This is a genomic window from Acidovorax sp. IB03, from assembly GCF_016406015.1.
GTDB lineage: Bacteria > Pseudomonadota > Gammaproteobacteria > Burkholderiales > Burkholderiaceae_C > Acidovorax > Acidovorax temperans.
Map to the genome: position 1 here is coordinate 1 of NZ_JAEFCH010000051.1, position 24,255 is coordinate 24,255.

General features: G+C 61.0%; 19 protein-coding genes and 2 tRNA genes. 19 read left to right on the forward strand and 2 right to left on the reverse strand.

The window, feature by feature from the left end:
* The 16 genes from IHV84_RS18675 to IHV84_RS18750 all read left to right on the forward strand — a co-directional run.
* A partial coding sequence (locus IHV84_RS18675) for an elongation factor Tu (protein WP_198847979.1) occupies nucleotides 1-821 on the forward strand: 821 nt, incomplete at its 5' end.
* Between the two features lie 13 nt (nucleotides 822-834).
* Nucleotides 835-910, forward strand: a tRNA-Trp gene (locus tag IHV84_RS18680).
* A gap of 90 nt (nucleotides 911-1,000) precedes the next feature.
* Nucleotides 1,001-1,387 (forward strand): preprotein translocase subunit SecE, encoded by a 387-nt coding sequence (gene secE / locus IHV84_RS18685; RefSeq protein ID WP_044397363.1) that lies wholly within the window; start codon nucleotides 1,001-1,003, stop codon nucleotides 1,385-1,387.
* Nucleotides 1,384-1,977 carry a transcription termination/antitermination protein NusG gene (gene nusG / locus IHV84_RS18690; protein WP_066698573.1) on the forward strand — a complete coding sequence of 198 codons (594 nt, stop codon included), beginning with the start codon at nucleotides 1,384-1,386 and terminating at the stop codon, nucleotides 1,975-1,977. Before secE ends, nusG begins: the two co-directional genes overlap by 4 nt.
* A 129-nt stretch (nucleotides 1,978-2,106) precedes the next feature.
* Nucleotides 2,107-2,538, forward strand: coding sequence for a 50S ribosomal protein L11 (gene rplK / locus IHV84_RS18695; protein WP_044397362.1), 432 nt, complete (start codon nucleotides 2,107-2,109; stop codon nucleotides 2,536-2,538).
* On the forward strand, nucleotides 2,539-3,234 hold the full coding sequence (gene rplA / locus IHV84_RS18700; RefSeq protein WP_015012232.1) for a 50S ribosomal protein L1: 696 nt from the start codon (nucleotides 2,539-2,541) through the stop codon (nucleotides 3,232-3,234).
* Nucleotides 3,235-3,467: 233 nt separating this feature from the next.
* On the forward strand, nucleotides 3,468-3,974 hold the full coding sequence (rplJ, locus tag IHV84_RS18705) for a 50S ribosomal protein L10 (RefSeq protein ID WP_044397358.1): 507 nt from the start codon (nucleotides 3,468-3,470) through the stop codon (nucleotides 3,972-3,974).
* Between the two features lie 42 nt (nucleotides 3,975-4,016).
* Entirely contained in the window at nucleotides 4,017-4,394 is a 378-nt protein-coding gene (gene rplL, locus IHV84_RS18710) for a 50S ribosomal protein L7/L12 (RefSeq protein ID WP_005797571.1), read from the forward strand.
* 289 nt (nucleotides 4,395-4,683) lie between these two features.
* A complete protein-coding gene (gene rpoB / locus IHV84_RS18715; protein ID WP_198847980.1) occupies nucleotides 4,684-8,796 on the forward strand; it encodes a DNA-directed RNA polymerase subunit beta in 4,113 nt (1,370 codons plus the stop codon).
* A gap of 131 nt (nucleotides 8,797-8,927) precedes the next feature.
* Nucleotides 8,928-13,160, forward strand: a complete 4,233-nt coding sequence (gene rpoC / locus IHV84_RS18720) for a DNA-directed RNA polymerase subunit beta' (RefSeq protein ID WP_198847981.1) — start codon at nucleotides 8,928-8,930, stop codon at nucleotides 13,158-13,160.
* A 150-nt stretch (nucleotides 13,161-13,310) separates the two neighbouring features.
* Nucleotides 13,311-13,847: a hypothetical protein gene (locus IHV84_RS18725; RefSeq protein WP_198847982.1), complete on the forward strand. Its 537-nt coding sequence runs from the start codon at nucleotides 13,311-13,313 to the stop codon at nucleotides 13,845-13,847.
* A 244-nt stretch (nucleotides 13,848-14,091) separates the two neighbouring features.
* Nucleotides 14,092-15,399, forward strand: coding sequence for a 16S rRNA (cytosine(967)-C(5))-methyltransferase RsmB (gene rsmB, locus IHV84_RS18730; RefSeq protein WP_198847987.1), 1,308 nt, complete (start codon nucleotides 14,092-14,094; stop codon nucleotides 15,397-15,399).
* A gap of 10 nt (nucleotides 15,400-15,409) precedes the next feature.
* Entirely contained in the window at nucleotides 15,410-16,009 is a 600-nt protein-coding gene (locus IHV84_RS18735; protein ID WP_082758939.1) for a DUF4390 domain-containing protein, read from the forward strand.
* A 26-nt stretch (nucleotides 16,010-16,035) separates the two neighbouring features.
* Nucleotides 16,036-18,327: an ATP-binding protein gene (locus IHV84_RS18740; protein ID WP_370541320.1), complete on the forward strand. Its 2,292-nt coding sequence runs from the start codon at nucleotides 16,036-16,038 to the stop codon at nucleotides 18,325-18,327.
* Between the two features lie 204 nt (nucleotides 18,328-18,531).
* Entirely contained in the window at nucleotides 18,532-19,212 is a 681-nt protein-coding gene (locus tag IHV84_RS18745; protein ID WP_198847984.1) for a response regulator, read from the forward strand.
* 52 nt (nucleotides 19,213-19,264) lie between these two features.
* A tRNA-Phe gene (locus IHV84_RS18750) sits at nucleotides 19,265-19,340 on the forward strand.
* Between the two features lie 263 nt (nucleotides 19,341-19,603).
* Here IHV84_RS18750 and IHV84_RS18755 read toward each other — a convergent pair.
* Nucleotides 19,604-20,554 carry a hypothetical protein gene (locus IHV84_RS18755; protein ID WP_198847985.1) on the reverse strand — a complete coding sequence of 317 codons (951 nt, stop codon included), beginning with the start codon at nucleotides 20,552-20,554 and terminating at the stop codon, nucleotides 19,604-19,606.
* Between the two features lie 3 nt (nucleotides 20,555-20,557).
* The gene (locus tag IHV84_RS18760) at nucleotides 20,558-21,793 is read right to left on the reverse strand and encodes a hypothetical protein (protein WP_198847986.1); all 1,236 of its coding nucleotides are present in this window, start codon (nucleotides 21,791-21,793) and stop codon (nucleotides 20,558-20,560) included.
* A 244-nt stretch (nucleotides 21,794-22,037) separates the two neighbouring features.
* On the opposite strand from IHV84_RS18760, the gene IHV84_RS18765 reads away from it, so the two are divergent.
* The 3 genes from IHV84_RS18765 to IHV84_RS18775 are packed head-to-tail and all read left to right on the forward strand — an operon-like array spanning nucleotide 22,038 to nucleotide 24,179.
* Entirely contained in the window at nucleotides 22,038-22,367 is a 330-nt protein-coding gene (locus IHV84_RS18765) for a helix-turn-helix transcriptional regulator (RefSeq protein ID WP_020200576.1), read from the forward strand.
* A 13-nt stretch (nucleotides 22,368-22,380) separates the two neighbouring features.
* Nucleotides 22,381-23,310, forward strand: coding sequence for an ImmA/IrrE family metallo-endopeptidase (locus tag IHV84_RS18770; RefSeq protein WP_233100129.1), 930 nt, complete (start codon nucleotides 22,381-22,383; stop codon nucleotides 23,308-23,310).
* An 8-nt stretch (nucleotides 23,311-23,318) separates the two neighbouring features.
* Nucleotides 23,319-24,179, forward strand: coding sequence for an OST-HTH/LOTUS domain-containing protein (locus IHV84_RS18775; RefSeq protein WP_233100130.1), 861 nt, complete (start codon nucleotides 23,319-23,321; stop codon nucleotides 24,177-24,179).
* The last annotated feature ends 76 nt before the right edge of the window (nucleotides 24,180-24,255 follow it).

Here is a 24,255-nt window from a genome sequence, read left to right on the forward strand (position 1 = left end):
GCCAAGTGGGCGTGCCTTACATCATCGTGTTCCTGAACAAGTGCGACATGGTGGACGACGAAGAGCTGCTCGAACTCGTCGAAATGGAAGTGCGTGAACTCCTGGACAAGTACGACTTCCCAGGCGACGACACCCCCATCATCCGCGGCTCGGCCAAGATGGCCCTCGAAGGCGACAAGGGCAAGCTGGGTGAAGAAGCCATCATGAAGCTGGCTGAAGCCCTGGACACCTACATCCCCACGCCTGAGCGCGCAGTGGACGGCGCCTTCCTGATGCCCGTGGAAGACGTGTTCTCCATCTCCGGTCGCGGTACCGTGGTGACCGGCCGTGTCGAACGCGGCGTGATCAAGGTCGGCGAAGAAATCGAAATCGTTGGCATCCGCGACACGCAAAAGACCACCTGCACCGGCGTGGAAATGTTCCGCAAGCTGCTGGATCAGGGCCAGGCTGGCGACAACGTCGGTCTGCTGCTGCGCGGCACCAAGCGTGAAGACGTCGAGCGCGGCCAAGTGCTGTGCAAGCCCGGCTCGATCAAGCCGCACACCCACTTCACGGCTGAGGTGTACGTGCTGAGCAAGGACGAAGGCGGCCGCCACACCCCCTTCTTCAACAACTACCGTCCCCAGTTCTACTTCCGCACCACCGACGTGACCGGCGCCATCGAGCTGCCCGCGGACAAGGAAATGGTGATGCCTGGCGACAACGTTTCGATCACCGTCAAGCTGATCAACCCCATCGCCATGGAAGAAGGTCTGCGCTTCGCTATCCGTGAAGGCGGCCGTACCGTGGGCGCTGGCGTGGTTGCCAAGATCATTGCTTAATTAGCGTGTTCGTAGGGGTATAGCTCAATTGGCAGAGCGTCGGTCTCCAAAACCGAAGGTTGTAGGTTCGATTCCTACTGCCCCTGCCACTTGAATGTGGCTCAAACAAAGCCCGCCAGGATCTGGCGGGCTTCGGTGTCTTGTGTGATGCCGTGTGAAATGAAGTGGAAATATTAAACATGGCTGCCTCACAGGTTGAAACCGTCAGTTCGGGTGCAGACAAGGCGAAGCTCTTTGCTGTTGCTGCCTTGGTCGTTGCTGCTGTTGCCGGCTTTTATTTCTTGGCAAAGCAAGGTGTCTATGTTCAATGGGGCGTCTTGCTGGTTGGCCTGTTGGCAGCGGCAGGCGTATTCCTGATCTCCGAGCCTGGTCGTCAGTTTGTTGCTTTCGCCCGTGATGCATGGCGCGAAGTCAAAAAAGTGGTGTGGCCTACGCGCAAGGAAACACTGCAGATGACTGCTTATGTGTTTGCCTTCGTTGTCATCATGGCGCTTTTTCTGTGGTTTACGGACAAAACCCTGGAATGGGTTTTTTACGACCTCATTTTGGGATGGAGAAAGTCATGACAACCGATGCTGTGATGGTGGATAGTGCTGCTTCTGCACCTGCCGCGTCTTCCAATCCTGATTTGCGCTGGTATATCGTCCATGCCTATTCAGGCATGGAGAAGGCCGTAGAGCGCAATATTCTTGAGCGTATTGGTCGCGCAGGAATGCAAGACAAGTTTGGTCGCATCCTCGTTCCCACCGAAGAGGTGGTGGAGATGAAAAACGGCCAGAAGAAAACAACTGAACGCCGACTGTTTCCGGGCTATGTGTTCGTCGAGATGGTCATGGATGACGACACTTGGCACTTGGTGAAGCACACCAACAAAGTGACGGGTTTTGTCGGCGGTGCGAAGAATCGCCCTGCTCCCATCTCTGAAGAAGAGGTGCAAAAAATCGTCAGCCAGATGCAGGAAGGCACTGACAAGCCACGCCACAAGATCGAATTCATGGTGGGTGAGTTGGTTCGTGTCAAAGAAGGCCCATTCACTGACTTCAATGGTTCGGTGGAAGAGGTCAATTACGAGAAGAATCGTCTGCGCGTGTCGGTGATGATCTTTGGTCGCTCGACTCCTGTGGAATTGGAATTTGGTCAGGTTGAAAAAACCTGATTTGAAAGTGATCCTCGCATTTTTCGGCTCAATGCGAGGATTTGTTTGATGAGTCGTTAACCCCGGGGAGCCGGTTCCCGTACGCGACGGTGCACGAGAACTGGCGTTACAACCCGCAAGGAGCAAAACATGGCGAAGAAAATCGTCGGTTTTATCAAGCTGCAAGTTCCAGCTGGTAAGGCCAACCCATCCCCACCAATCGGTCCTGCACTGGGTCAACGTGGTCTGAACATCATGGAGTTCTGCAAGGCATTCAATGCCCAGACCCAAGGTGTTGAGCCAGGTCTGCCACTGCCCGTGGTGATCACTGCGTTTGCCGACAAGAGCTTCACCTTCATCATCAAGACGCCTCCAGCGACGACCTTGATCAAGAAGGCTATCAAGCTCGAAAAGGGTTCTTCCAACGCGCTGAAGACCAAGGTAGGCAAGATCACACGCGAACAACTCGAAGAGATCGCCAAGACCAAGATGAAGGACATGAATGCTGCTGACGTCAACGCCGCTGTGCGCACGCTGGCTGGTTCTGCTCGCTCGATGGGCGTGACGGTGGAGGGTTTGTAAATGGCCAAGTTGACTAAAAAGCAAAAGGCCCTGCAGGGCAAGGTAGACAGCACCAAGCTGTACGCTTTCGCTGATGCCGTGGCTTTGGTGAAGGAAGCAGCTACTGCCAAGTTCGATGAATCCATCGACGTGGCTGTGCAGCTCGGCATCGACGCCAAGAAGTCTGACCAAGTGGTGCGCGGCGCTGTGGTGCTGCCCAACGGCACAGGCAAGACAACTCGCGTTGCCGTGTTTGCACAGGGTGCCAAGGCTGAAGAAGCCAAGGCTGCCGGCGCTGACGTGGTTGGTATGGACGACCTGGCTGCCATGGTCAAGGCCGGTGACATGCCTTTCGACGTGGTGATTGCTGCTCCCGACGCGATGCGTGTGGTGGGTACGCTGGGTCAAATTCTGGGTCCACGCGGTCTGATGCCTAACCCCAAGGTTGGCACAGTGACTCCCGACGTTGCCACGGCTGTGAAGAACGCCAAGGCTGGTCAGGTGCAGTTCCGTGTCGACAAGGCCGGTATCGTGCACAGCACCATTGGTCGCCGTTCGTTCGACAACGAAAAGCTCCAGGGTAACCTGGCTGCGTTGATCGACGCGCTGAACAAGGCCAAGCCTGCTTCGAGCAAGGGTCTGTACCTGCGCAAGGTGGCTGTTTCCTCTACGATGGGTGTTGGCGTCCGCGTGGACACACAGTCCATCGCAGCGTAATTGCAAGAAATCTTCGGGTCTTTCGCGAGGCCCGATGTGGTGGGCTGGGAGTGCTGCACAAGAACTCCCAGGCCATCCAAGACCGTTGGTGTGCGCTGCTGCACTTAATCCGTTAGAGGGCCAACGCAGATGGCGATCCCGCTGCAGATGGAATTCGTTCCGAAACAGTTGGTCGCTGCAACAAGAGCGTGCATGAGGGTGAAAACCTGATTGCGCAAATGAAGGAGTAGACCTTGAGTCTTAATCGCAGTGAGAAAGAAGCGGTCATTTCTGAAGTGACCAGCCTCGCCGCAAAAGCTCAAACGCTTGTGATCGCGGAATACCGTGGCATCACGGTCGCCGACATGACCAAACTGCGCGTTGAAGCACGCAGCAAGGGTGTGAGCCTGAGTGTTCTGAAGAACACCCTGGCCCGCCGTGCTGTGGCTGGCAGCCAGTTTGACGTGGTGGCCGACCAGATGACTGGTCCCCTGATCTATGGCTTCTCCGAAGATGCCGTGGCCGCCGCCAAAGTGGTGGCCGATTTCGCGAAGACCAACGACAAGTTGGTGATTCGCGGCGGTGCTTTCGGTGGCAAGGCCCTGGATGTCAACGGCGTTAAGCAACTGGCCAACATTCCTTCCAAGGAAGTGTTGCTGGCCCAGTTGTGTGGCTTGCTTATGTCGCCTATTTCCCGCACCGCAGTGGTGTTGGGTGCCTTGGCGGCGAAAAAAGGCGAAGGCGAAACTGCCGCTGCTTGATAGCAGTGCAGTCACGTGTTAACCAATTGTTAGGAAATCAAAATGGCATTCGATAAAGACGCATTTCTGACCGCTCTCGACAGCATGACGGTCCTGGAACTCAATGACCTGGTGAAGGCCATTGAAGAGAAGTTTGGCGTGAGCGCTGCAGCCATGGCTGCTCCTGCTGCCGCTGGTGGTGGCGCTGGCGCTGCTGCTGCTGAAGAAAAGACAGAATTCAACGTGGTGCTGACCGATGCTGGCGCCAACAAGGTTTCCGTCATCAAGGCAGTGCGCGAAATCACTGGTCTGGGCCTCAAGGAAGCCAAGGACCTGGTGGACGGCGCTCCCAAGAACGTCAAGGAAGGCATTGCCAAGGCAGATGCCGAAGCCGCTGTCAAGAAGCTGGTGGAAGCCGGCGCCAAGGCCGAACTCAAGTAATTCGGTTCCTTTCAAGGGCTGGAGTGCTCCTCAAGGGCCTCCAGCCTTTGGCGCTTTCAGAGCGCACTCGAAAACCGGCTTGGCTCTTCATTCAAGGGCCTTGCAAACAGCCCAGGTTTTCGAGTGTCTTCTGACAACCCCGACAGCAGAAGATACCTTGGTTCGGGTGATGTGCAACGCATCGCCGTCCGCCATGGTTGGTAGTGGCCAACCGCCAAGCCCGCACAGGAACGCACCTTGCGGGTCAGTCGTCGAAGACCCAGGACTCATGTCTTTGCCCGGAGATCTCATGGCCTATTCTTACACCGAACGCAAGCGAATTCGCAAAAGTTTCGGCAGCCGCGATAGCGTGCTCGAAGTTCCTTACCTGCTGCAGATGCAGAAGGATGCGTACACCGCTTTCTTGCAGGCTGATACGCCCCCCCAGAAACGAACCATCGAAGGGCTTCAGGCCGCTTTCGACGCAGCTTTCCCTATCGTCTCTCACAACGGTTTTGTGGAGATGAAGTTCATTGAGTACAACTTGGCCAAGCCTGCCTTTGATGTACGTGAATGCCAGACCCGTGGTCTGACGTTTGCGTCTGCCGTGCGTGCCAAGGTGCAGCTCATCATTTATGACCGCGAGTCTTCGACTTCGCAGTCCAAAGTGGTCAAGGAAGTGAAAGAGCAAGAGGTCTACATGGGCGAAGTGCCCCTGATGACTGACAAGGGCTCGTTCATCATCAACGGCACGGAGCGCGTGATCGTGTCCCAGCTGCACCGTTCGCCCGGCGTGTTCTTCGAGCACGACAAGGGCAAGACGCACAGCTCGGGCAAGTTGCTGTTCTCCGCCCGCATCATTCCTTACCGTGGCTCATGGCTGGACTTCGAATTCGATCCGAAGGACATCCTGTACTTCCGCGTGGACCGTCGTCGCAAGATGCCCGTCACCACGCTGCTCAAGGCCATTGGCCTGAACCCCGAGTCGATCCTGGCCAACTTCTTCGTCAACGACAACTTCCGCCTGATGGACAGCGGCGCACAAATGGAGTTTGTGCCCGATCGTCTCAAGGGTGAAGTTGCCCGTTTCGACATCACTGACAAGAGTGGCAAGGTCGTCGTCGCCAAGGACAAGCGCATCACCGCGCGCCACACGCGCGAGCTGGAGCAGTCCGGCACGACCCACATCAGCGTGCCCGAAGACTTCCTGATTGGTCGCGTCGTGGCCCGCAACATTGTGGATGCGGACACCGGCGAAATCATCGCCAAGGCCAACGAAGAGCTGACCGAAGCCCTGCTTAAGAAACTGCGCTCCGCTGGCGTGCGTGACCTGCAAGTCATCTACACCAACGAACTCGACCAAGGCGCCTACATCTCGCAAACCCTGCGCATTGATGAAACGGCCGATGAGTTCGCTGCGCGCGTGGCCATCTACCGCATGATGCGCCCCGGCGAGCCGCCGACGGAAGACGCCGTGCAGGCCCTGTTCCAGCGCCTGTTCTACAACCCCGACACGTACGACCTCTCGCGCGTGGGCCGCATGAAGTTCAACGCCAAGATCGGTCGCGACGAATCCACTGGCCCCATGGTGCTGTCCAACGAAGACATCCTGGCCGTGGTCAAGATTCTGGTGGACCTGCGCAACGGCAATGGCGAAGTCGATGACATCGACCACCTGGGCAACCGCCGCGTGCGTTGCGTGGGCGAACTGGCCGAGAACCAGTACCGCACCGGCCTGGCACGTATCGAAAAGGCTGTGAAGGAGCGTCTGGGCCAAGCCGAGCAAGAGCCGCTGATGCCCCACGACCTGATCAACAGCAAGCCGATTTCGGCCGCCCTGAAGGAGTTCTTCGGCGCTTCACAGCTGTCGCAGTTCATGGACCAGACCAATCCGCTGGCCGAAATCACGCACAAGCGCCGTGTGTCCGCTCTGGGCCCAGGTGGGCTGACCCGCGAACGCGCAGGTTTCGAAGTGCGTGACGTGCACGTGACCCACTACGGTCGCGTCTGCCCTATCGAAACGCCTGAAGGTCCCAACATTGGTCTGATCAACTCGCTGGCTTTGTACGCCCGCCTGAATGAGTACGGCTTCATTGAGACGCCTTACCGCCGCGTGGTGGACGGCAAGATCACCAACGAGATCGATTACCTCTCGGCCATCGAAGAAGGCAAGTACGTGATCGCCCAGGCGAACGCGCAGCTCGACAAGGATGGTCGCCTGACGGGTGATCTGGTGTCTGCCCGTGAAAAGGGTGAATCCATCCTCTGCAGCGCAGACCGTGTGCAGTACATGGACGTGTCTCCTGCACAGATCGTGTCGGTGGCTGCCTCGCTGGTGCCGTTCCTGGAGCACGATGACGCCAACCGCGCGTTGATGGGCGCCAACATGTCGCGCCAGGCGGTGCCTGTGCTGCGTCCTGAGAAGCCACTGGTGGGTACGGGCATTGAGCGCGTGGCGGCTGTGGACTCCGGCACCGTGGTCACGGCCAACCGTGGCGGTGTGGTGGACTATGTGGACGCCACCCGTATCGTGGTGCGTGTGAACGACGACGAAGCCGTGGCCGGTGAAGTGGGTGTGGACATCTACAACCTCATCAAGTACCAGCGTTCCAACCAGAACACGAACATCCACCAGCGCCCCATCGTCAAGAAGGGTGACAAGCTGGTCAAGGGCGATGTGATTGCGGACGGCGCCTCGACCGACTTCGGCGAAATCGCCATCGGCCAGAACATGCTGATCGCGTTCATGCCCTGGAACGGCTACAACTTCGAAGACTCGATCCTGATCAGCGAGCGCGTGGTGGCTGAAGACCGCTACACCTCGATCCACATCGAAGAGCTGGTTGTGATGGCCCGCGACACCAAGCTGGGTGCCGAGGAAATCACACGCGACATTCCGAACCTGTCGGAGCAGCAACTGAACCGCCTGGACGAGTCCGGCATCATCTACGTCGGCGCTGAAGTGCAGCCTGGCGACACGCTGGTGGGCAAGGTCACGCCCAAGGGCGAAACCACGCTCACGCCTGAAGAGAAGCTCTTGCGCGCCATCTTCGGCGAGAAGGCTTCGGACGTGAAGGACACCTCGCTGCGTGTGGACCAGGGCTCGTCGGGCACCGTGATCGACGTGCAGGTGTTCACCCGTGAAGGCATCCAGCGCGACAAGCGTGCCCAACAGATCATCGACGATGAACTCAAGCGCTTCCGCCTGGACCTGAACGACCAGCTGCGCATTGTGGAAGCCGATGCGTTTGACCGTATCGAAAAGCTGCTGACCGGCCGCGTCGCCAACGGTGGCCCACAGAAGCTGGCCAAGGGCACGAAGATCGACAAGGCCTACCTGTCGTCGGTGGAGAAATTCCACTGGTTCGACATCCGCCCTGCCGAAGACGAAGTCGCGACCCAGCTCGAATCCATCAAGAACGCGCTGGAGCAAACCCGCCACAGCTTCGACCTGGCTTTTGAAGAAAAGCGCAAGAAGCTCACGCAAGGCGACGAGCTGCCTGCGGGCGTGCTGAAGATGGTCAAGGTGTACCTGGCCGTCAAGCGCCGCCTGCAGCCGGGTGACAAGATGGCCGGCCGCCACGGTAACAAGGGTGTGGTCTCCAAGATCGTTCCCGTCGAAGATATGCCTTACATGGCTGACGGTACCCCTGCCGACATCGTTCTGAACCCGCTGGGCGTGCCTTCGCGGATGAACATTGGTCAGGTGCTGGAAGTCCACTTGGGCTGGGCTGGCAAGGGCATTGGTCAGCGCATTGGCGACATGCTGCAGCAAGAAGCCAAGGCTTCTGAACTGCGCGCCTTCCTGGAAGAGGTCTACAACTCGCGTGGCCGCAAGGAAGACCTGTCGCAGCTGTCGGACGAAGACCTGATGGCCATGGCGCAGAACCTGACGGCCGGCGTGCCTTACGCAACGCCAGTGTTCGACGGTGCTTCGGAAGAAGAAATCAAGGACATGCTGAAGATTGCATACCCTGATGACATCGCCGAGCGCAAGGGCCTGACGCCTACCCGCACGCAAGCCTATCTGCACGATGGCCGCACGGGTGACCGCTTCGAGCGTCCCACAACCATCGGCTACATGCATTACCTGAAGCTGCACCACTTGGTGGACGACAAGATGCACGCCCGCTCCACGGGTCCTTACTCGCTCGTCACGCAGCAGCCGCTGGGTGGTAAGGCGCAGTTCGGTGGCCAGCGTTTCGGGGAAATGGAAGTGTGGGCGCTGGAAGCGTACGGCGCCGCCTACGTGCTGCAGGAAATGCTGACCGTGAAGTCCGACGACGTGGTGGGCCGTACCAAGGTGTACGAATCCATCGTCAAGGGCGAACACGCCATCGAAGCCGGCATGCCGGAATCGTTCAATGTGCTGGTCAAGGAAATTCGTTCCCTGGGCCTGGACATCGAACTCGAACGCTCCTGAACAGGATCGGGATTATTAAAAAAGTGAGCTGCTAGCGCTTGTTAATAAAGGCTTTGCGTATGTTTAAGCATCCAAAGCCCCGTGTATCAAGCGCTGGTAGCTATGATTTTTGACGAAAAGGAAAGAGTCACATGAAATCGCTACTCGACCTGTTCAAGCAATTCACGCCGGATGAGCACTTTGACGCCATCCGCATTGGCATGGCCTCGCCCGAGAAGATCCGTTCGTGGTCTTTCGGTGAAGTGAAGAAGCCCGAAACCATCAACTACCGTACGTTCAAGCCCGAGCGCGACGGCCTGTTCTGCGCCAAGATTTTTGGTCCTATCAAGGACTACGAATGCCTGTGCGGCAAGTACAAGCGCCTGAAGCACCGCGGCGTGATCTGCGAGAAGTGCGGCGTGGAAGTCACGCAGACCAAGGTGCGCCGCGAGCGCATGGGCCACATCGATCTGGCCGCGCCTTGCGCCCACATCTGGTTCCTGAAGTCGCTGCCATCGCGTCTGGGCCTGGTGCTGGACATGACCCTGCGCGACATCGAACGCGTGCTGTACTTTGAAGCCTACGTGGTGACCGACCCCGGCATGACCCCGCTGAAGAAGTTCAGCATCATGTCCGAGGACGACTACGACGCCAAGCGCAAGGAATACGGCGACGAATTCATCGCCAAGATGGGCGCTGAAGGCATCAAGGACCTGCTGGAATCCATCGACATCGACCTGTCGATCGAGAAGCTGCGCGGCGACCTGACCGGCTCCGAAGTCAAGGTCAAGAAGAACGCCAAGCGCCTGAAGGTGCTGGAAGCGTTCAAGAAGTCGGGCATCAAGCCCGAGTGGATGGTGCTGGAAGTGCTGCCCGTGCTGCCCCCGGACCTGCGTCCGCTGGTGCCGCTGGACGGCGGCCGTTTCGCCACATCCGACCTGAACGACCTGTACCGCCGCGTCATCAACCGCAACTCGCGTCTGCGCCGCTTGCTGGAGCTGAAGGCCCCTGAAATCATCGCCCGCAACGAAAAGCGGATGCTGCAGGAAGCCGTGGACTCGCTGCTGGACAACGGCCGCCGTGGCAAGGCCATGACCGGCGCCAACAAGCGCGCACTGAAGTCCCTGGCCGACATGATCAAGGGTAAGTCGGGCCGCTTCCGCCAGAACCTGCTGGGTAAGCGCGTGGACTACTCCGGTCGTTCCGTGATTACCGTGGGCCCAACGCTCAAGCTGCACCAGTGCGGTCTGCCCAAGCTGATGGCGCTGGAGCTGTTCAAGCCCTTCATCTTCTCGCGCCTCGAAGCCATGGGCATCGCGACGACGATCAAGGCCGCCAAGAAGGAAGTCGAATCCGGCACCCCCGTGGTGTGGGACATTCTGGAAGAGGTCATCAAAGAGCACCCCGTGATGCTGAACCGTGCGCCTACGCTGCACCGTTTGGGTATCCAGGCCTTTGAGCCCATCCTGATCGAAGGCAAGGCCATCCAGCTGCACCCCCTCGTTTGCGCGGCCTTCAACGCCGACTTCGACGGTGACCAGATGGCTGTCCACGTGCCGCTGTCGGTGGAAGCGCAGATGGAAGCCCGCACGCTGATGCTGGCCTCCAACAACGTGCTGTTCCCTGCTTCGGGCGAGCCCTCCATCGTGCCTTCGCAGGACGTGGTGCTGGGCCTGTACTACGCCACCCGTGACCGTATCAACGGCAAGGGCGAAGGCCTGGTGTTTGCTGACACCGGTGAAGTGCAGCGCGCTCTGGACGCCGGCGAAGTGGAACTGGCCGCCCGGATCACCGTGCGCATGACCGAGTGGACCAAGGACAAGGAAACGGGCGAATTCGTGCCTTCGACCTCGCTGGTGGAAACCACCGTGGGCCGTGCACTGCTGTCCGAGATCCTGCCCAAGGGCCTGCCGTTCTCGTACATGAACAAGGCGCTCAAGAAGAAGGAAATCTCGCGCCTGATCAACGTGTCCTTCCGCAAGTGCGGTCTGAAGGAAACGGTGGTGTTCGCCGACAAGCTGCTGCAAAACGGTTTCCGTCTGGCCACACGCGCTGGTATCTCCATCTGTATCGACGACATGCTGGTGCCTCCACAAAAGGCCAGCATCATCGAGCGCTCCGAAAAGGACGTGAAGGAGATTGCACAGCAGTACGCCTCCGGTCTGGTGACCTCGGGCGAGCGCTACAACAAGGTGGTGGACATCTGGGGCAAGGCCGGTGACGAAGTCTCCAAGGTGATGATGGCCCAGCTGTCCAAGCAGAAGGTGGTAGACCGCCACGGCAAGGAAGTGGACCAGGAGTCCTTCAACTCCATCTACATGATGGCCGACTCCGGCGCCCGCGGCTCTGCAGCCCAGATCCGTCAGGTGGCCGGTATGCGGGGTCTGATGGCCAAGCCAGACGGCTCGATCATTGAAACGCCTATCACCGCGAACTTCCGCGAAGGTCTGAACGTGTTGGAGTACTTCATCTCCACCCACGGTGCCCGTAAGGGTCTGGCCGACACGGCGCTGAAGACCGCCAACTCGGGTTACCTCACCCGCCGTCTGGTGGACGTGACGCAGGATCTGGTCGTGACCGAAGAGGATTGCGGCACTGCCAATGGTTCGCTGATGCGCGCCATCGTTGAAGGCGGTGAAGTGATCGAATCGCTGCGCGACCGTATCCTGGGCCGCACGGCTGCGGAAGACATCCTGCACCCCGAAAACCGCTCGGTGCTGGTGCCTGCCGGCACGATGCTGGAAGAAGACCTGATCGAAGAGATCGAGTCTGTGGGCGTGGATGAAGTGAAGGTGCGCACGGCGCTGACCTGCGAAACCCGCTATGGCCTGTGCGCCAAGTGCTATGGCCGCGACTTGGGCCGCGGTGGTTTGATCAACCTCGGCGAAGCCGTGGGTGTGATCGCTGCCCAGTCCATTGGTGAACCCGGCACGCAGCTGACCATGCGTACCTTCCACATCGGTGGTGCCGCTTCGCGTGCTGCCATCGCGTCCAGCGTGGAAGCCAAGTCCAACGGCGTGATCGGCTTCAATGCCACGATGCGCTACGTGAGCAACACCAAGGGCGAGCTGGTGGTGATTGCACGTTCGGGTGAAATCATCATCCAGGACGAGCATGGCCGCGAGCGTGAGCGCCACAAGGTGCCTTACGGTGCGACGCTGACCGTGAAGGCCGACCAGGCCATCAAGGCCGGTACGATTCTGGCCAACTGGGATCCGCTGACCCGACCCATCATTACCGAATTCGCCGGTCAGGTGAAGTTCGAGAACGTGGAAGAAGGCCTGACAGTGGCCAAGCAGGTCGACGAAGTGACTGGCCTGTCCACCCTGGTGGTGATCGACCCCAAGCGCCGTGGTGCTGCCAAGGTCGTTCGCCCCCAGGTGAAGCTGATCGACGCACAAGGCCAGGAAGTGAAGATCCCCGGCACCGACCACTCGGTGACGATCGGCTTCCAGGTGGGCGCTCTGATCCAGGTGCGCGACGGCCAGGACGTGGGCCCCGGCGAAGTGCTGGCCCGTATCCCTGTCGAAGGTCAGAAGACCCGCGACATTACCGGCGGTCTGCCCCGTGTGGCCGAGCTGTTCGAAGCCCGTACGCCGAAGGACAAGGGCACGCTGGCAGAAATGACCGGCACCATCTCCTTCGGTAAGGAAACCAAGGGCAAGGTTCGTCTGCAGATCACCGATCCCGAAGGCAAGGTGTGGGAAGAACTCGTGCCCAAGGAAAAGAACATCCTGGTGCACGAAGGCCAGGTGGTCAACAAGGGCGAATCGATTGTGGACGGCCCCGCCGACCCACAAGACATCCTGCGCTTGCTGGGCATCGAAGAGCTGTCGCGCTACATCGTGGACGAAGTGCAGGACGTGTACCGCTTGCAGGGCGTGAAGATCAACGACAAGCACATCGAGGTGATCGTTCGCCAGATGCTGCGTCGCGTGGTGGTGGAGAACCCCGGCGAATCCACCTACATCGCTGGCGAGCAGGTGGAGCGTTCCGAGATCCTCAACACCAACGAGGCACTGCAGGCCGAGGGCAAGATCCCCGCGACCTACAGCAACTTGCTGCTGGGTATCACGAAGGCATCGCTGTCTACCGACTCGTTCATCTCGGCCGCTTCCTTCCAGGAAACGACCCGCGTGCTGACCGAAGCGGCGATCATGGGCAAGCGCGACGAGCTGCGCGGCCTGAAGGAAAACGTGATCGTGGGTCGCCTGATTCCTGCCGGTACGGGTCTGGCCTACCACCAGGCGCGCAAGGCCAAGGAAGCCATGGACGACGCCGAGCGCCGCGCCATTGCCGAAGCAGAAGCCGCCGAAATGGCCGCGACTGCCGACGACTCCGAGGTGGAGAGCAGCGCTTCGGCGTCTGACGCCGCTGCCGACTAAGCCCTTGGGCTTTGTCTGAAAGCGCTCCCGTCCTGCCGCTAGGTGGGCCGGGAGCGTTTTTTATTGGAACCGTCTTTCTCTTTTTCTCTGTGCTTTGGCTGCTGGTGCCATGGCCCGCCAGGGCCGCGCATTGCCTTGTTTGTGCCCTGTATGTGGTCGTCCCCCCTGTTCTGGATCTTGGTTGCGGTGATGGTGTTCTGGGCGCTGGGCGCTTACAACCGCCTGGTGCGCCTGAGGGCTGCAGTGCAAGCGGCTGATACCCAGTGGCAGGAGGTGCTGCGCCGCTGGGTACAGACGTCACAGGCCTGGCGGGCGGCTGCCCCGGTGCAAGCTGCTGATTTGGCGGACGGCGCTGCCTTGGCGGCGACTGAGCGGCTGGAGCACGCGAGCCAGGTGCTGGAAGCGGCCCTGGTGGCCGCCCAGACGCAGGGTGGAGAGCGCCTGCCCAGCCACACGGAATGGGATGCTTGCCGCGCCTTGCTGGCGGCTGGGACCGACATGCTGGCCAACGCTGGCGGCACCGAGGGGGCAGAGATGGCGCCCTGGCGTGCGCAGGCTGCCGAATTGCAGGCCACTACCACCATCGCCGCGCGCAATGCGGAGGACGCCATGCAGGCATACCAAGCGGCCATTGGCCAGTTCCCCGCCAGCGTGCTGGCGCGGGTTTGTGGCTTTGGTCCAAGGTAGCGGCCCTCTTGCGATACCAGGCGAGCTGGCCGCCCCTCTTTTTTGAAGCTGTTGCACACTGCTGCGTGCTGACTTGTCACTGGATTCCTTGATGAACCCCTCTGCCCCACGCCCCGCCCGACCCTCCCCCCGACCTGCGGCCCCGCGTGCCCAGGGCGCCGCTTTGCGCTCGCCCGCCGCAGCGTCCGGTGCACCAGCGTCTGCAGCGCCTGCGGGCACCGGCGTGCCCTTGTGGCAGCAGCTGATGCTGGTGTGCCAGGCGCTGCAGGGCATTCGCGGCGGGCAGTCGGGTACGGCGGTGATCGAGGCCGTGGAACCCCGTCTGCGCCCCGGTGTGCAGGCGCTGTTGTTCCAGGTGCTGCGCAACCTGGGTCGGGCCGATGCACTGCGCAGCCAGCTCGTCGCCCGCAAGCCGCCCCCGGCGGCAGACGCGCTGCTGTGCACGGCGCTGGCGCTGGCGTGGGACCCGCAGGCCGCGCCCTATGAGCCCTTCACCTTGGTCAACCAGGCGGTAGAAGCCGCCAAGCGCGGCCAGGCCACGCGGGGGCAGGCCTCATTCATCAATGCCTGCCTGCGCCGCTTTTTGCGTGAGCGTGATGCACTGGTACCCGCCACCGATGGCGACCCCGTTGCGCGCTGGAACCACCCCGCCTGGTGGATTCGCCGGTTGCGGCAAGACTATCCGGCGGATTGGGAACGCATCCTGCAGGCCAACAACGCCCACGCGCCCATGGCGTTGCGGGTCAATCAACAAAAATGCACTCTGGCGCAATACCAGCAAGCGCTGGCAGCTATTAATTTAGAAGCAAAGGTGGTGGGGCCGCAGGGCCTGGAGCTGGCACAGCCCGTGCCGGTGCAAGTGCTGCCTGGGTTTGCTGACGGCTGGGTGTCGGTGCAAGACGCTGCTGCCCAGCAGGCGGCGCCCCTGGTGCTGCAAGGGCTGGATTTGACGCAGCCCTTGCGCGTGCTGGATGCCTGCGCTGCGCCGGGTGGCAAGACTGCGCATCTGCTGGAACATGCGCCCGCGGGCTCGCCGCTGCAGGTCACGGCGCTGGAGGTGGATGAAAAGCGCAGTGCGCGCATCCATGACACGCTGGCGCGGCTGGGCTTGTCGGCGCAGGTGCTGGTGGCCGATGCGTCGCGCCCCCAGGACTGGTGGCAGTCGCAGTGCGGCGGAACCCCCTTTGACGCCATCTTGCTGGACGCGCCTTGCACCGCCTCGGGCATCGTGCGCCGCCATCCTGACGTGCGCTGGTTGCGGCGCGAATCGGATGTGGCGCAGCTGGCGCAACTGCAGCGTCAGATTCTGGAAGCGCTGTGGCCGTTGCTCAAGCCGGGCGGGCGCCTGCTGTACTGCACCTGCTCGGTCTTCAAGGCCGAGGGCGACTTGCAGATCCAAACGTTTCTTGCACACAACACCAACGCCCAGTTGCTGCCCTCACCAGGCCATTTAATTCCAGGAGTGGGGGAAAAATCCGGGCCTGTCCGGGACAATCCGGCAGGTGACCACGACGGTTTCTTTTACGCCCTGTTGCAAAAATCGGCCCATTGAGTCCCTGGTGATTCGCTGGCTGCGCTTTGTCGTGTGCTGCTGGGCCCTGTGGTGGGCCCCCGGCGCAGCTGTTTTTGCGCAGCAGGACGCTGGCGAGGCGCAGGGTTTGCGAATAGAGCGTGCAGAAGACGGCCTCTACCTGGGCGCGTCGTTTGATTTCACCTTGCCCGATCTGGCCGAGGATGCCTTGCACAAAGGCATTCCCATGTTTTTCGTGATGGAGGCCCAGGTTCGGCGCGACCGCTGGTATTGGTCAGACCGGGTGGTGGCCGAAGCCACGCGCTACCTGCGCCTGAGCTACCAGCCGCTCACGCGCCGCTGGCGACTCAGCACCTCTTCGGTGCCGTTCACCAACAGCGGGCTGGGCGTGGTGCTGGGGCAGAATTTTGACGAGCTGGACGAAGCCCTGTCCGCCATGCGGCGGGTGATTCGCTGGCGCATTGGGGATGCCGATGTGCTGGAGCCCAACGCCGCGCACACGGTGCAGTTGCGCTTCCGGCTGGACATGTCCCAGCTGCCGCGGCCCTTGCAGATTGGCGCCGTGGGTCGCTCGGACTGGAACCTGCTGGTGTTCCGCAGCCAGCGGCTGCCTTCACGCGCGCAGCCTTAATCCCGCCTTTTTCTGAGATGCCTGCTGTGCCAGACGCTTCCTCCGCCCCCCGATCCGCCTCCGCCGAAGCCGCCAGTCGCGCCTCGGTTGCCGTGCGCTGGGCTGTGGGCGTGGGCGCCGCCACCATGACGGCCATCGGCCTGGTGCTGCTGTTCCTGCTCACACTCGCCACCAACAACCGGGCGCTGTACGAGCGCAACTACGCATGGCTGTTTGGCGTCAACGTGCTGGTGGCGGCACTGCTGCTGGGGGTGCTGGTGTGGATTGGCGCCCGGCTGCTTTTGCGTTTGCGCAAGGGGCGCTTTGGCAGCCGTCTGCTGGTCAAGCTGGCGGCCATCTTTGCGCTGGTGGGGCTGATGCCGGGGGTGCTGATCTATGTGGTGTCGTACCAGTTCGTCACGCGGTCGATTGAAAGCTGGTTTGACGTGAAGGTGGAAGGCGCGCTGGTGGCGGGGGTGAACCTGGCTCGGGTGTCGCTGGAGTCACAGGCCGCCGACATGGCCGCCAAGACGCGCACGGCCAGTGCGCAGGTGGCCCAGGGCTCATCGGCCACCGTGGGGCTGGCGCTGGAGCGAATCCGGGACCAGCTGGGCGCCACCGATGTGGTGCTGTGGAATGCCGCCGGCCAGCCGATTGGCAGCGCGGGGCAGTCCCGCTTCAGTCTCAATCCCGAGCGGCCCAGCGCCGCCTTGCTGCGCTCGGTGCGTGAGCAACGGGCTGTCACCCAGATCGAGGGGCTGGACGATATTGCCGACCCCAACGCCGTGCAGATGGCCCGCGTGAAAGTGCTGGTGCTGGTCACCAACCCGGGGCTGGGCCTGTTGACCGAACCCCGGTTTTTGCAAGCCACCTTGCCGTTGCCCCCCGCGCTGGTGTCCAACGCCATCGAGGTCCAGGAGGCCAACCGCGAGTATCAAGAGCGTGCGCTGGCGCGCGGCGGCCTGCGCCGCATGTATGTGGGCACGCTCACGCTCAGCCTCTTCCTGGCAGTGTTTGGCGCGGTGCTGCTGGCGGTGTTGCTGGGCAACCAGCTGGCGCGCCCGTTGCTGGTACTGGCCGAGGGCGTTCGGGAGGTGGCCGCAGGCAACCTCAGCCCGAAAGCTGCCTTGCCGGGCAAGGATGAACTTGGTGGTCTGACCCGGTCATTTGCCATGATGACGCAGCAGCTGGCCGATGCGCGGGCGGCGGTGGAGCAAAGCATGGTCAAGGTCGATGCTGCCCGTTCGAACCTGCAAACCATTCTGGACAACCTCACCGCCGGGGTGATCGTGCTGGGGGAGGGCGGGATCATCCGCTCTTCCAACCCCGGCGCCACCCGCATTCTTCGGGCACCCATGGCGGCGTACGAGGGCCGACCATTGTCTGAAGTGCCTGGGCTGGCTGATTTTGCGGCAGCCGTGGAGCGGCATTTCCTGGCGTTTTTTGGTGACCGCGACCGCCACGGGCTGGACCACTGGCAGCAGCCTTTCGAGTTGCATGCATCGTCTGCTGGTGCGGGTCAGCACGCGACTAGCCTGGTGGCGCGGGGCGCAGAGCTGCCCGATGGCGCGCAATTGTTGGTTTTTGACGACATTTCAGAGATTGTTTCCGCCCAGCGCGCACAGGCCTGGGGCGAGGTCGCGCGCCGCCTTGCGCACGAAATCAAGAACCCGTTGACCCCCATCCAGCTGTCTGCCGAACGCCTGGAAATGAAGCTGTCGGGCAAGGTGCCGCCTGCAGAACAGGCCATCCTGGCCAAGTCGGTCAAGACCATCGTGGACCAGGTCGATGCGATGAAGCGCCTGGTCAACGAGTTCCGCGATTACGCGCGGCTGCCAGCGGCAGAGCTGCAGCCCCTGGACCTCAATGCCTTGATCGCCGATGTGCTGCATCTGTACGGCGAAGAAAACGCGTCAGTCCCCGTGAAAGCCGAGCTGGACCCGCGTTGTCCTCGCATCGCAGGCGATGCGCAACAGCTGCGCCAGGTCGTGCACAACCTGCTGCAAAACGCCCAGGACGCCACCATGCAGGCACGGGCAGAGGGCAAGGAAACAGAGCCTTTCGTTCGCATCTCGACCCGGTTGAGCGAGTCCTCGGGGCGGGTGCGGCTCAGCATTTCAGACAGCGGCACGGGCTTTCCTGCCCACATCCTGCAGCGTGCCTTCGAGCCCTATGTGACCACCAAGGCCCGGGGCACAGGCTTGGGTTTGGCGGTGGTGAAAAAGATCGCAGACGAGCATGGCGCCCGCATTGATCTGTCCAACCGCATCGAAAACGGCGAGTTGCGCGGCGCGCAAGTGTCGCTATCATTTGCCCCAGAAACCGCGGTGGTGTCTTAGTCACCCTCCGCACAACTCCTGCGGACTGTGTTAGTGCACACCTCGGGTGGTCGGGAAGTTGGCACCGGTACTTGCGCATGGCGCCAACGGATCGTGGCCTCGGCACAGCTCACCCGGGCTGCAGTCCAGACTCCCGCCCAAAAGAAGCTGTGCAGAGAGTCCCATCGTTACCGCACGGCAGCATTCCTAGGCGCTTCTATACACATGGCAAATATTCTGGTGGTCGACGATGAACTTGGCATTCGCGACCTGTTGTCTGAAATCCTGAACGACGAGGGCCACAGTGTGGACCTGGCGGAAAACGCCACGCAGGCCCGCGCGGCCCGCCTCGCCAACCAGTACGACCTGGTGCTGCTGGACATCTGGATGCCCGACACCGATGGCGTGTCCCTGCTCAAGGAGTGGGCCGCCGCCAGCGTGTTGACCATGCCTGTGATCATGATGAGTGGCCATGCCACCATCGACACCGCGGTGGAAGCCACGCGCATCGGCGCTTTCTCCTTCCTGGAAAAGCCCATCACCATGCAAAAGCTGCTCAAGGCGGTGGAGCAGGGGCTGGCACGCAACCACGCACGCCCGGCCGCTCCTGCCGCGGCAGCCCCCGCCGTCATGCAGGCGCCGGTGGACCCGAACGTGACCACATTTGCTGCTATCACCGTGCCTGTGGGCGTGGACCCCGGCCCGCACGCACACCAGGGCTTTGATCTGGACCGCCCTTTGCGAGAAGCGCGTGATGGTTTTGAAAAGGCGTACTTCGAGTTCCATCTCGCGCGTGAAGGCGGCTCCATGACCCGTGTGGCCGAGAAAACAGGCCTGGAACGCACCCACCTGTACCGCAAGCTGCGCCAGCTCGGCGTGGACTTGGGGCGCGGCAAGCGCAATTAATTTTCCAAAATTCCGTTTTGCTGGAAATTCTCTGGTTATAATTTGAGGCTCAGGCCCGGTAGCTCAGTCGGTAGAGCAGAGGATTGAAAATCCTTGTGTCGGCGGTTCGATTCCGTCCCAGGCCACCAAAATTCAGCGCCCAACTGTTCTCAGTTGGGCGTTTTCATTTGTGCTTCCCGCATGACACGCGGGGTTCCCGCACATTCTGCGTGTGCGACCAGGCTCCTGTGGCCTGGCAGGAACATCCCCGGTTGCCCTCCGTTCCGCCCTCTCTTCTCTCGAAATCGGCGCTAACTTCTTCGCCGTGGCACACGCACATGGCCTTTTGCGACCATGATTTGTGCGCGTGCCATTGCCATTCGTTGTCGGGCTTGCTTGGAGCAGCAGTCCGTCACGCCAACACTGCCGCCGCGCAAGGCATGGAATACAAGCCTGCGCGTTGCTGCGCGACGACGAGTGCTCCGTAGGCCGCCAGTCGAGCCTCGTGCTCCGGCTTGCCCTTGTCCTTCGACTTGATCTTGAACAGGTCAATTGGCTTGTCGCTCTTCTGGCCGGCACGCTGCATGACCCTTTCGCCGTCCACCTCGACCCCCTTGAACGACCACAGCGACTCGAACACTTTGGCCTGACCATCGGTGAACCGGATCGGCGTTGCCTGCACGTCCGGCAGCGTCACCCACTTGAAGTCCGCCGAGAATGGCCCGTTCACAGGTGCGGCCGGATCGGCCACTGCTGGCGCTACAGACGGTACCGAAGGGATGAAGGCGATCCCGCCGCCATAGAACGTGAATCGTTCTTCCAGCGCCAGCCATTCCACACCGGAGCCGAAGGGCGATCCACGGGTCGTGCGCGGCCTGGGGGTGATTACCCGGATGTTGCTTCCCGCCACCCGAACACGATCCAGCAAGGACGGCTCATGCAGCACTCTCGTCAGCTCTCGGGCCAGCACGACCGGCGAGCTGCGGGAATTACCGAGCCGCCAAGCACCGTCGCCCAAGTCATCGATGTCGTCGCGGCTCTCGATGTCGAGCGCGAGGCGCATTTTCTGCCGCAGCCAGTCTTCGTCCAGGGCCAACGCCGCACCGTCGATTGCCTCGACAGGAACCTGGCCACACTCCGGGCACCGGCAGATCCGACCGCCCCGTCCATCGCCCCAGACCTGCGCCCGATGCTGCTGACAGTGGGGACAGAGCACAAAAAGCTGATCCACCACTGTTGGCCTGACGGCTTTGCCGAGCATAGACAAAGCAGATACCTCGCGTGGCGACAGCGTGGCCCGCAGCACCGGCGTGCCGCCTGCGAACAGCCGGCAAACCAGGGCCCAGGCATCGTGCGTCGTCATTGGTCAGTCCTCGAAAGCGGATGAAGAACTGACTGGGTCGGTCTCCGGCGGCAACTCCTGGGCGCTGAGGGTCTGGCCCTTCTGCAAGATGCCCACCGCAACCAAGTAGCCTTCCAGCTGCGCCTGCATCTTGGCGTCGAACTTGTGCAGGTTCAGCCGCCCTTTGCTGGTCACTTCGATGGTGACCACCTTGGGGCGAGTCCTGCCCGGCTCGGGTGGGTAGTAGAGATTTACCAGCGCCGCCGTCACCGCCCACTGCCCCTCCAGCGGGCCCGGCAGCTTTTCCTTCAGCAAATCGTGCACCGAGCGTTGCTGACTGGATTGCATCGCCGTGCATTCGATCTTCAGCGCCGTGTCGGGGCTGAGCAGGGTGAGTGCCTTCAACTGAACCATCGAGAAGCCGTCCTCGAACGCATCCGGCACATCGAACCCGGTGCGCAGCATCGACAAATCCAGCGTCGGCGACTTGATCTTGTGAGCGCTTGCTTTCACGCCCAGCACATGCTCCGCAAAGGCCTCGACCAGCATTTGCTGATACTTTGCGCCGCCGCGCACCAGCGTGCGCACCACACCGGTGGACTTAGCGTACTCCAGCACCATGTGGATGTTGGGGTTGCCGACCCGGCGTTTCAGGGTCGCTCCCTCGAACTCCAGACGCAGCATCGCCATGTCCTTGACATGGACCGACAGCAGGAACACGCCCGGGCTGCGCTCGACCAAGTGCGCCACGCTGCCGTCTCCGCATTGGAGTTCGCGCTTGTAGAAGGCCGAGATGGCGTGACGCAACGCGGTCAGATTGGCATCCGAACCGTTCGGTTGGCGTTTCAGGCCAAGATCGTATTGCTGTGTCTGTTGCCCATGCTGTTCCCAAAAGCTGAAGTCATAGGCACGCTCGAACAGTGCCGGGTGGTGGACGTAGAGCCAGAAGGAACGGTGGATGTCGCTTGCACACAGCGCCAAACCCGCAAGCGCAGCACCATCGGCCACGGCCGCCTCAAACATCGCCTGTTTACCAGCCGCATCGCCCAACTGAACGCTGGCCATGAGGTTGGCCGTCATCCGGTCGCGGGCAGCAATGTCGGGCCAGACTTTGACCGCTTCGACCAGAAACTGGCTGGTCTCCGGTGTGTCATCCCAGGCAAAGCCATCGGGCACAGGCAGGCTGTGGGTGGTCAGGAAGTCGCGCAGCGTGGCGTCCACCGGCAGCTCGAGCATCACGTCGACAAAGGTCTTCTTCATCTTGATCGTCCTTTCTGGATCGGCGTCGAAGGTCTGCGACCGATGTACGGACTGCACTGGCCAGCGACTAGGTTACTGAACACGCACCTCGCATAAGTAAAGCAGCGAGATACAAGCGCGATTCTGAACCTCAGATTTCCGCTTGTCAATCAAAGCGGCACATCTAGACCTTATTTGTATCTCGCGGCTATACTAGCGGTCTTGTTTTTGTTAACTGACTGTTTTCCCCTACAGGAGCATCGCTATGGCTTCAGCGTTCGGAGCACGCCTGCGACGCTTACGCGAGGCGAAGAAATTGACCTTGCAACAGGTCGCCGACGAAGTCGGCTGTACCAAGGCGTATATATGGGAACTGGAGATGAAGGACGGCCAGCGTCCCTCCGCTGAACGGGTCCAGGCCTTGGCCAGGGTGCTGGGCGTGACGATGGAGGACATCATGGGCGAGCCCATTGAACAAGTTCCTCAGGCCAGTCCAGAAGATGTGGCCTTCTTCCGCGAGTACGCTGGAATGACGGACGAGGAGAAGGATCGCTACCGTCAGGCACTCAAAATCATGTTCCCCGACAAGAACTAAGGCGGTCTGACAATTGAGCGCATCCCATCCCATCACCGGTTCCATAGCAGCCAGCACCGTCTTGAGATGGTTGCGGGCCTGGCACGCCGATGGCATGCCGGATGCCGTGGATCTGGAAGTCGTCCGGCAGATGCTTCCGGAGACGCCTTACGGCAAAGGGGTGCGGGAGATCAAGGCCCCGATGGTGCTGGACATCAATAGCTGCGAAGGCATGTTGGTGCGCAACCCACAGGACACCGCAGAGTGGGGCATCTTCTATAACGGCAAGGCAAACCCCGAACGCCAGCGTTTCACCATCGCTCACGAACTGGGCCACTTCATCCTTCACCGCGATCAGCGGCAAAGTTTCAACTGCGACAAGGAAAGCGTGTACTCCGGCGCTGACACTATCCGTGTCATCGAACGTGAGGCGGACGACTTTGCCAGCAACCTGCTGATGCCTGGCGACTTGCTGCGCGAGTGGATCTCGAACCAGCGCATCGACTTGCATGTCCTGAGCGCCCTTGCCAAACGGTTCCAGGTGTCGTTCGAGGCGCTGTGCATTCGGTTCATCAAATTCACCACGCAGCGGGCAATCCTTGTCTATTGGGACAACGGTTTCGTGAAGTACGAATGGCGCAGCAGCAGCGCGGTCAAGACGCGCGCCCGCATTCGGCGCACTGACGATCCGCAGGAACCATTACCCGGCACCCTGGCTGCTGATTCCACCGTTGAGCAGGAGTGGGACGGCACGGAGATGTCTGCCGCGATCTGGTGCCCGGAGGAGGCACCACACATGAAGTTGCGCGAGTTCAAGCACAGCTACACCACAGGAGATCGCGTCCTGACCCTTCTGCTACTGGAAAGTGCTGAACCACGGTCATGGGATCGGTCCTGGCACGACGGCGAGAGCTTTGACAGCTTCGATCAGTTCGTCTCGAACGGGCAATTGCCAGTACGGTGAGTCCCTCGATGACAGGCTTGCCGATCCAACCCATAGATGAAGAACTGCAGACCTTGCAACGCGAGGTGCAGCGAATGCTGGGCCGTTGTCTCTTGCGTCTGCAGCAGTACGAAAAACTGATGAAGGCCATCGTGGCACACCACGAAATCTCCGCGTCAGGATCACCCCTCGAATCGAACCAAGCGGAGCGCATTGCGGATGCCGCAAACAAGACTCTGGGTACGTTGGTTGGCACGCTGCTCGGAACGTATGTCACCAGCGGCGAGCAAGACGAGGTCGCCGAACCAGATGCACCCGACAACATCATCTCGTTCAAGATGAAGATGAGCTTGCGGATGTCTGCCGAGGATTTCGATACGACGCAAAACGATCTGAAAGAACTGGTTCTGCTGCGGAACAACCTGGTGCACCACTTTATCGACCAGCACGACCTTTGGAGTCTGGATGGATGCCGTGGTGCGCAAGAGTCCTTGGTTGCGGCCTACAGTCGCGTCGATCAACACTTTGAGCAACTGCGAGGCTGGGCGGAGCACATGGATCAGGCCCGTCGACTGGCGGCGGAGTTTGCCCAGTCCGATGCATTCCGCGATCTGGTGATCAACGGCATAGCGCCGGATGGCTCGGTGGATTGGCCCGCAGCCGGAATTGTTCGCGCATTGCGTGAGGCAGCAGATCAGTTGGCTGTCGACGAGTGGACGCCGGTCGCTACTGCTGGACGATGGATTGCAGAAAGGCATCCCGATCAACTGCCGGCCAAGTATGGGTGCAGCAGTTGGCGGCAGGTCGTGCACGAATCCCGCCTTTTCGAGCTTCGGTATCGGGAAGTGAATGGCCAGCGCGCGGCTTGGTATCGGCCCAAAGAGACATAGCGCCAAACCCGCGCACTCACGCTAAGGCAACGCTGATTAAGGTCCACCGTTGAGGGGGGTCAAACGTTATCCGCAG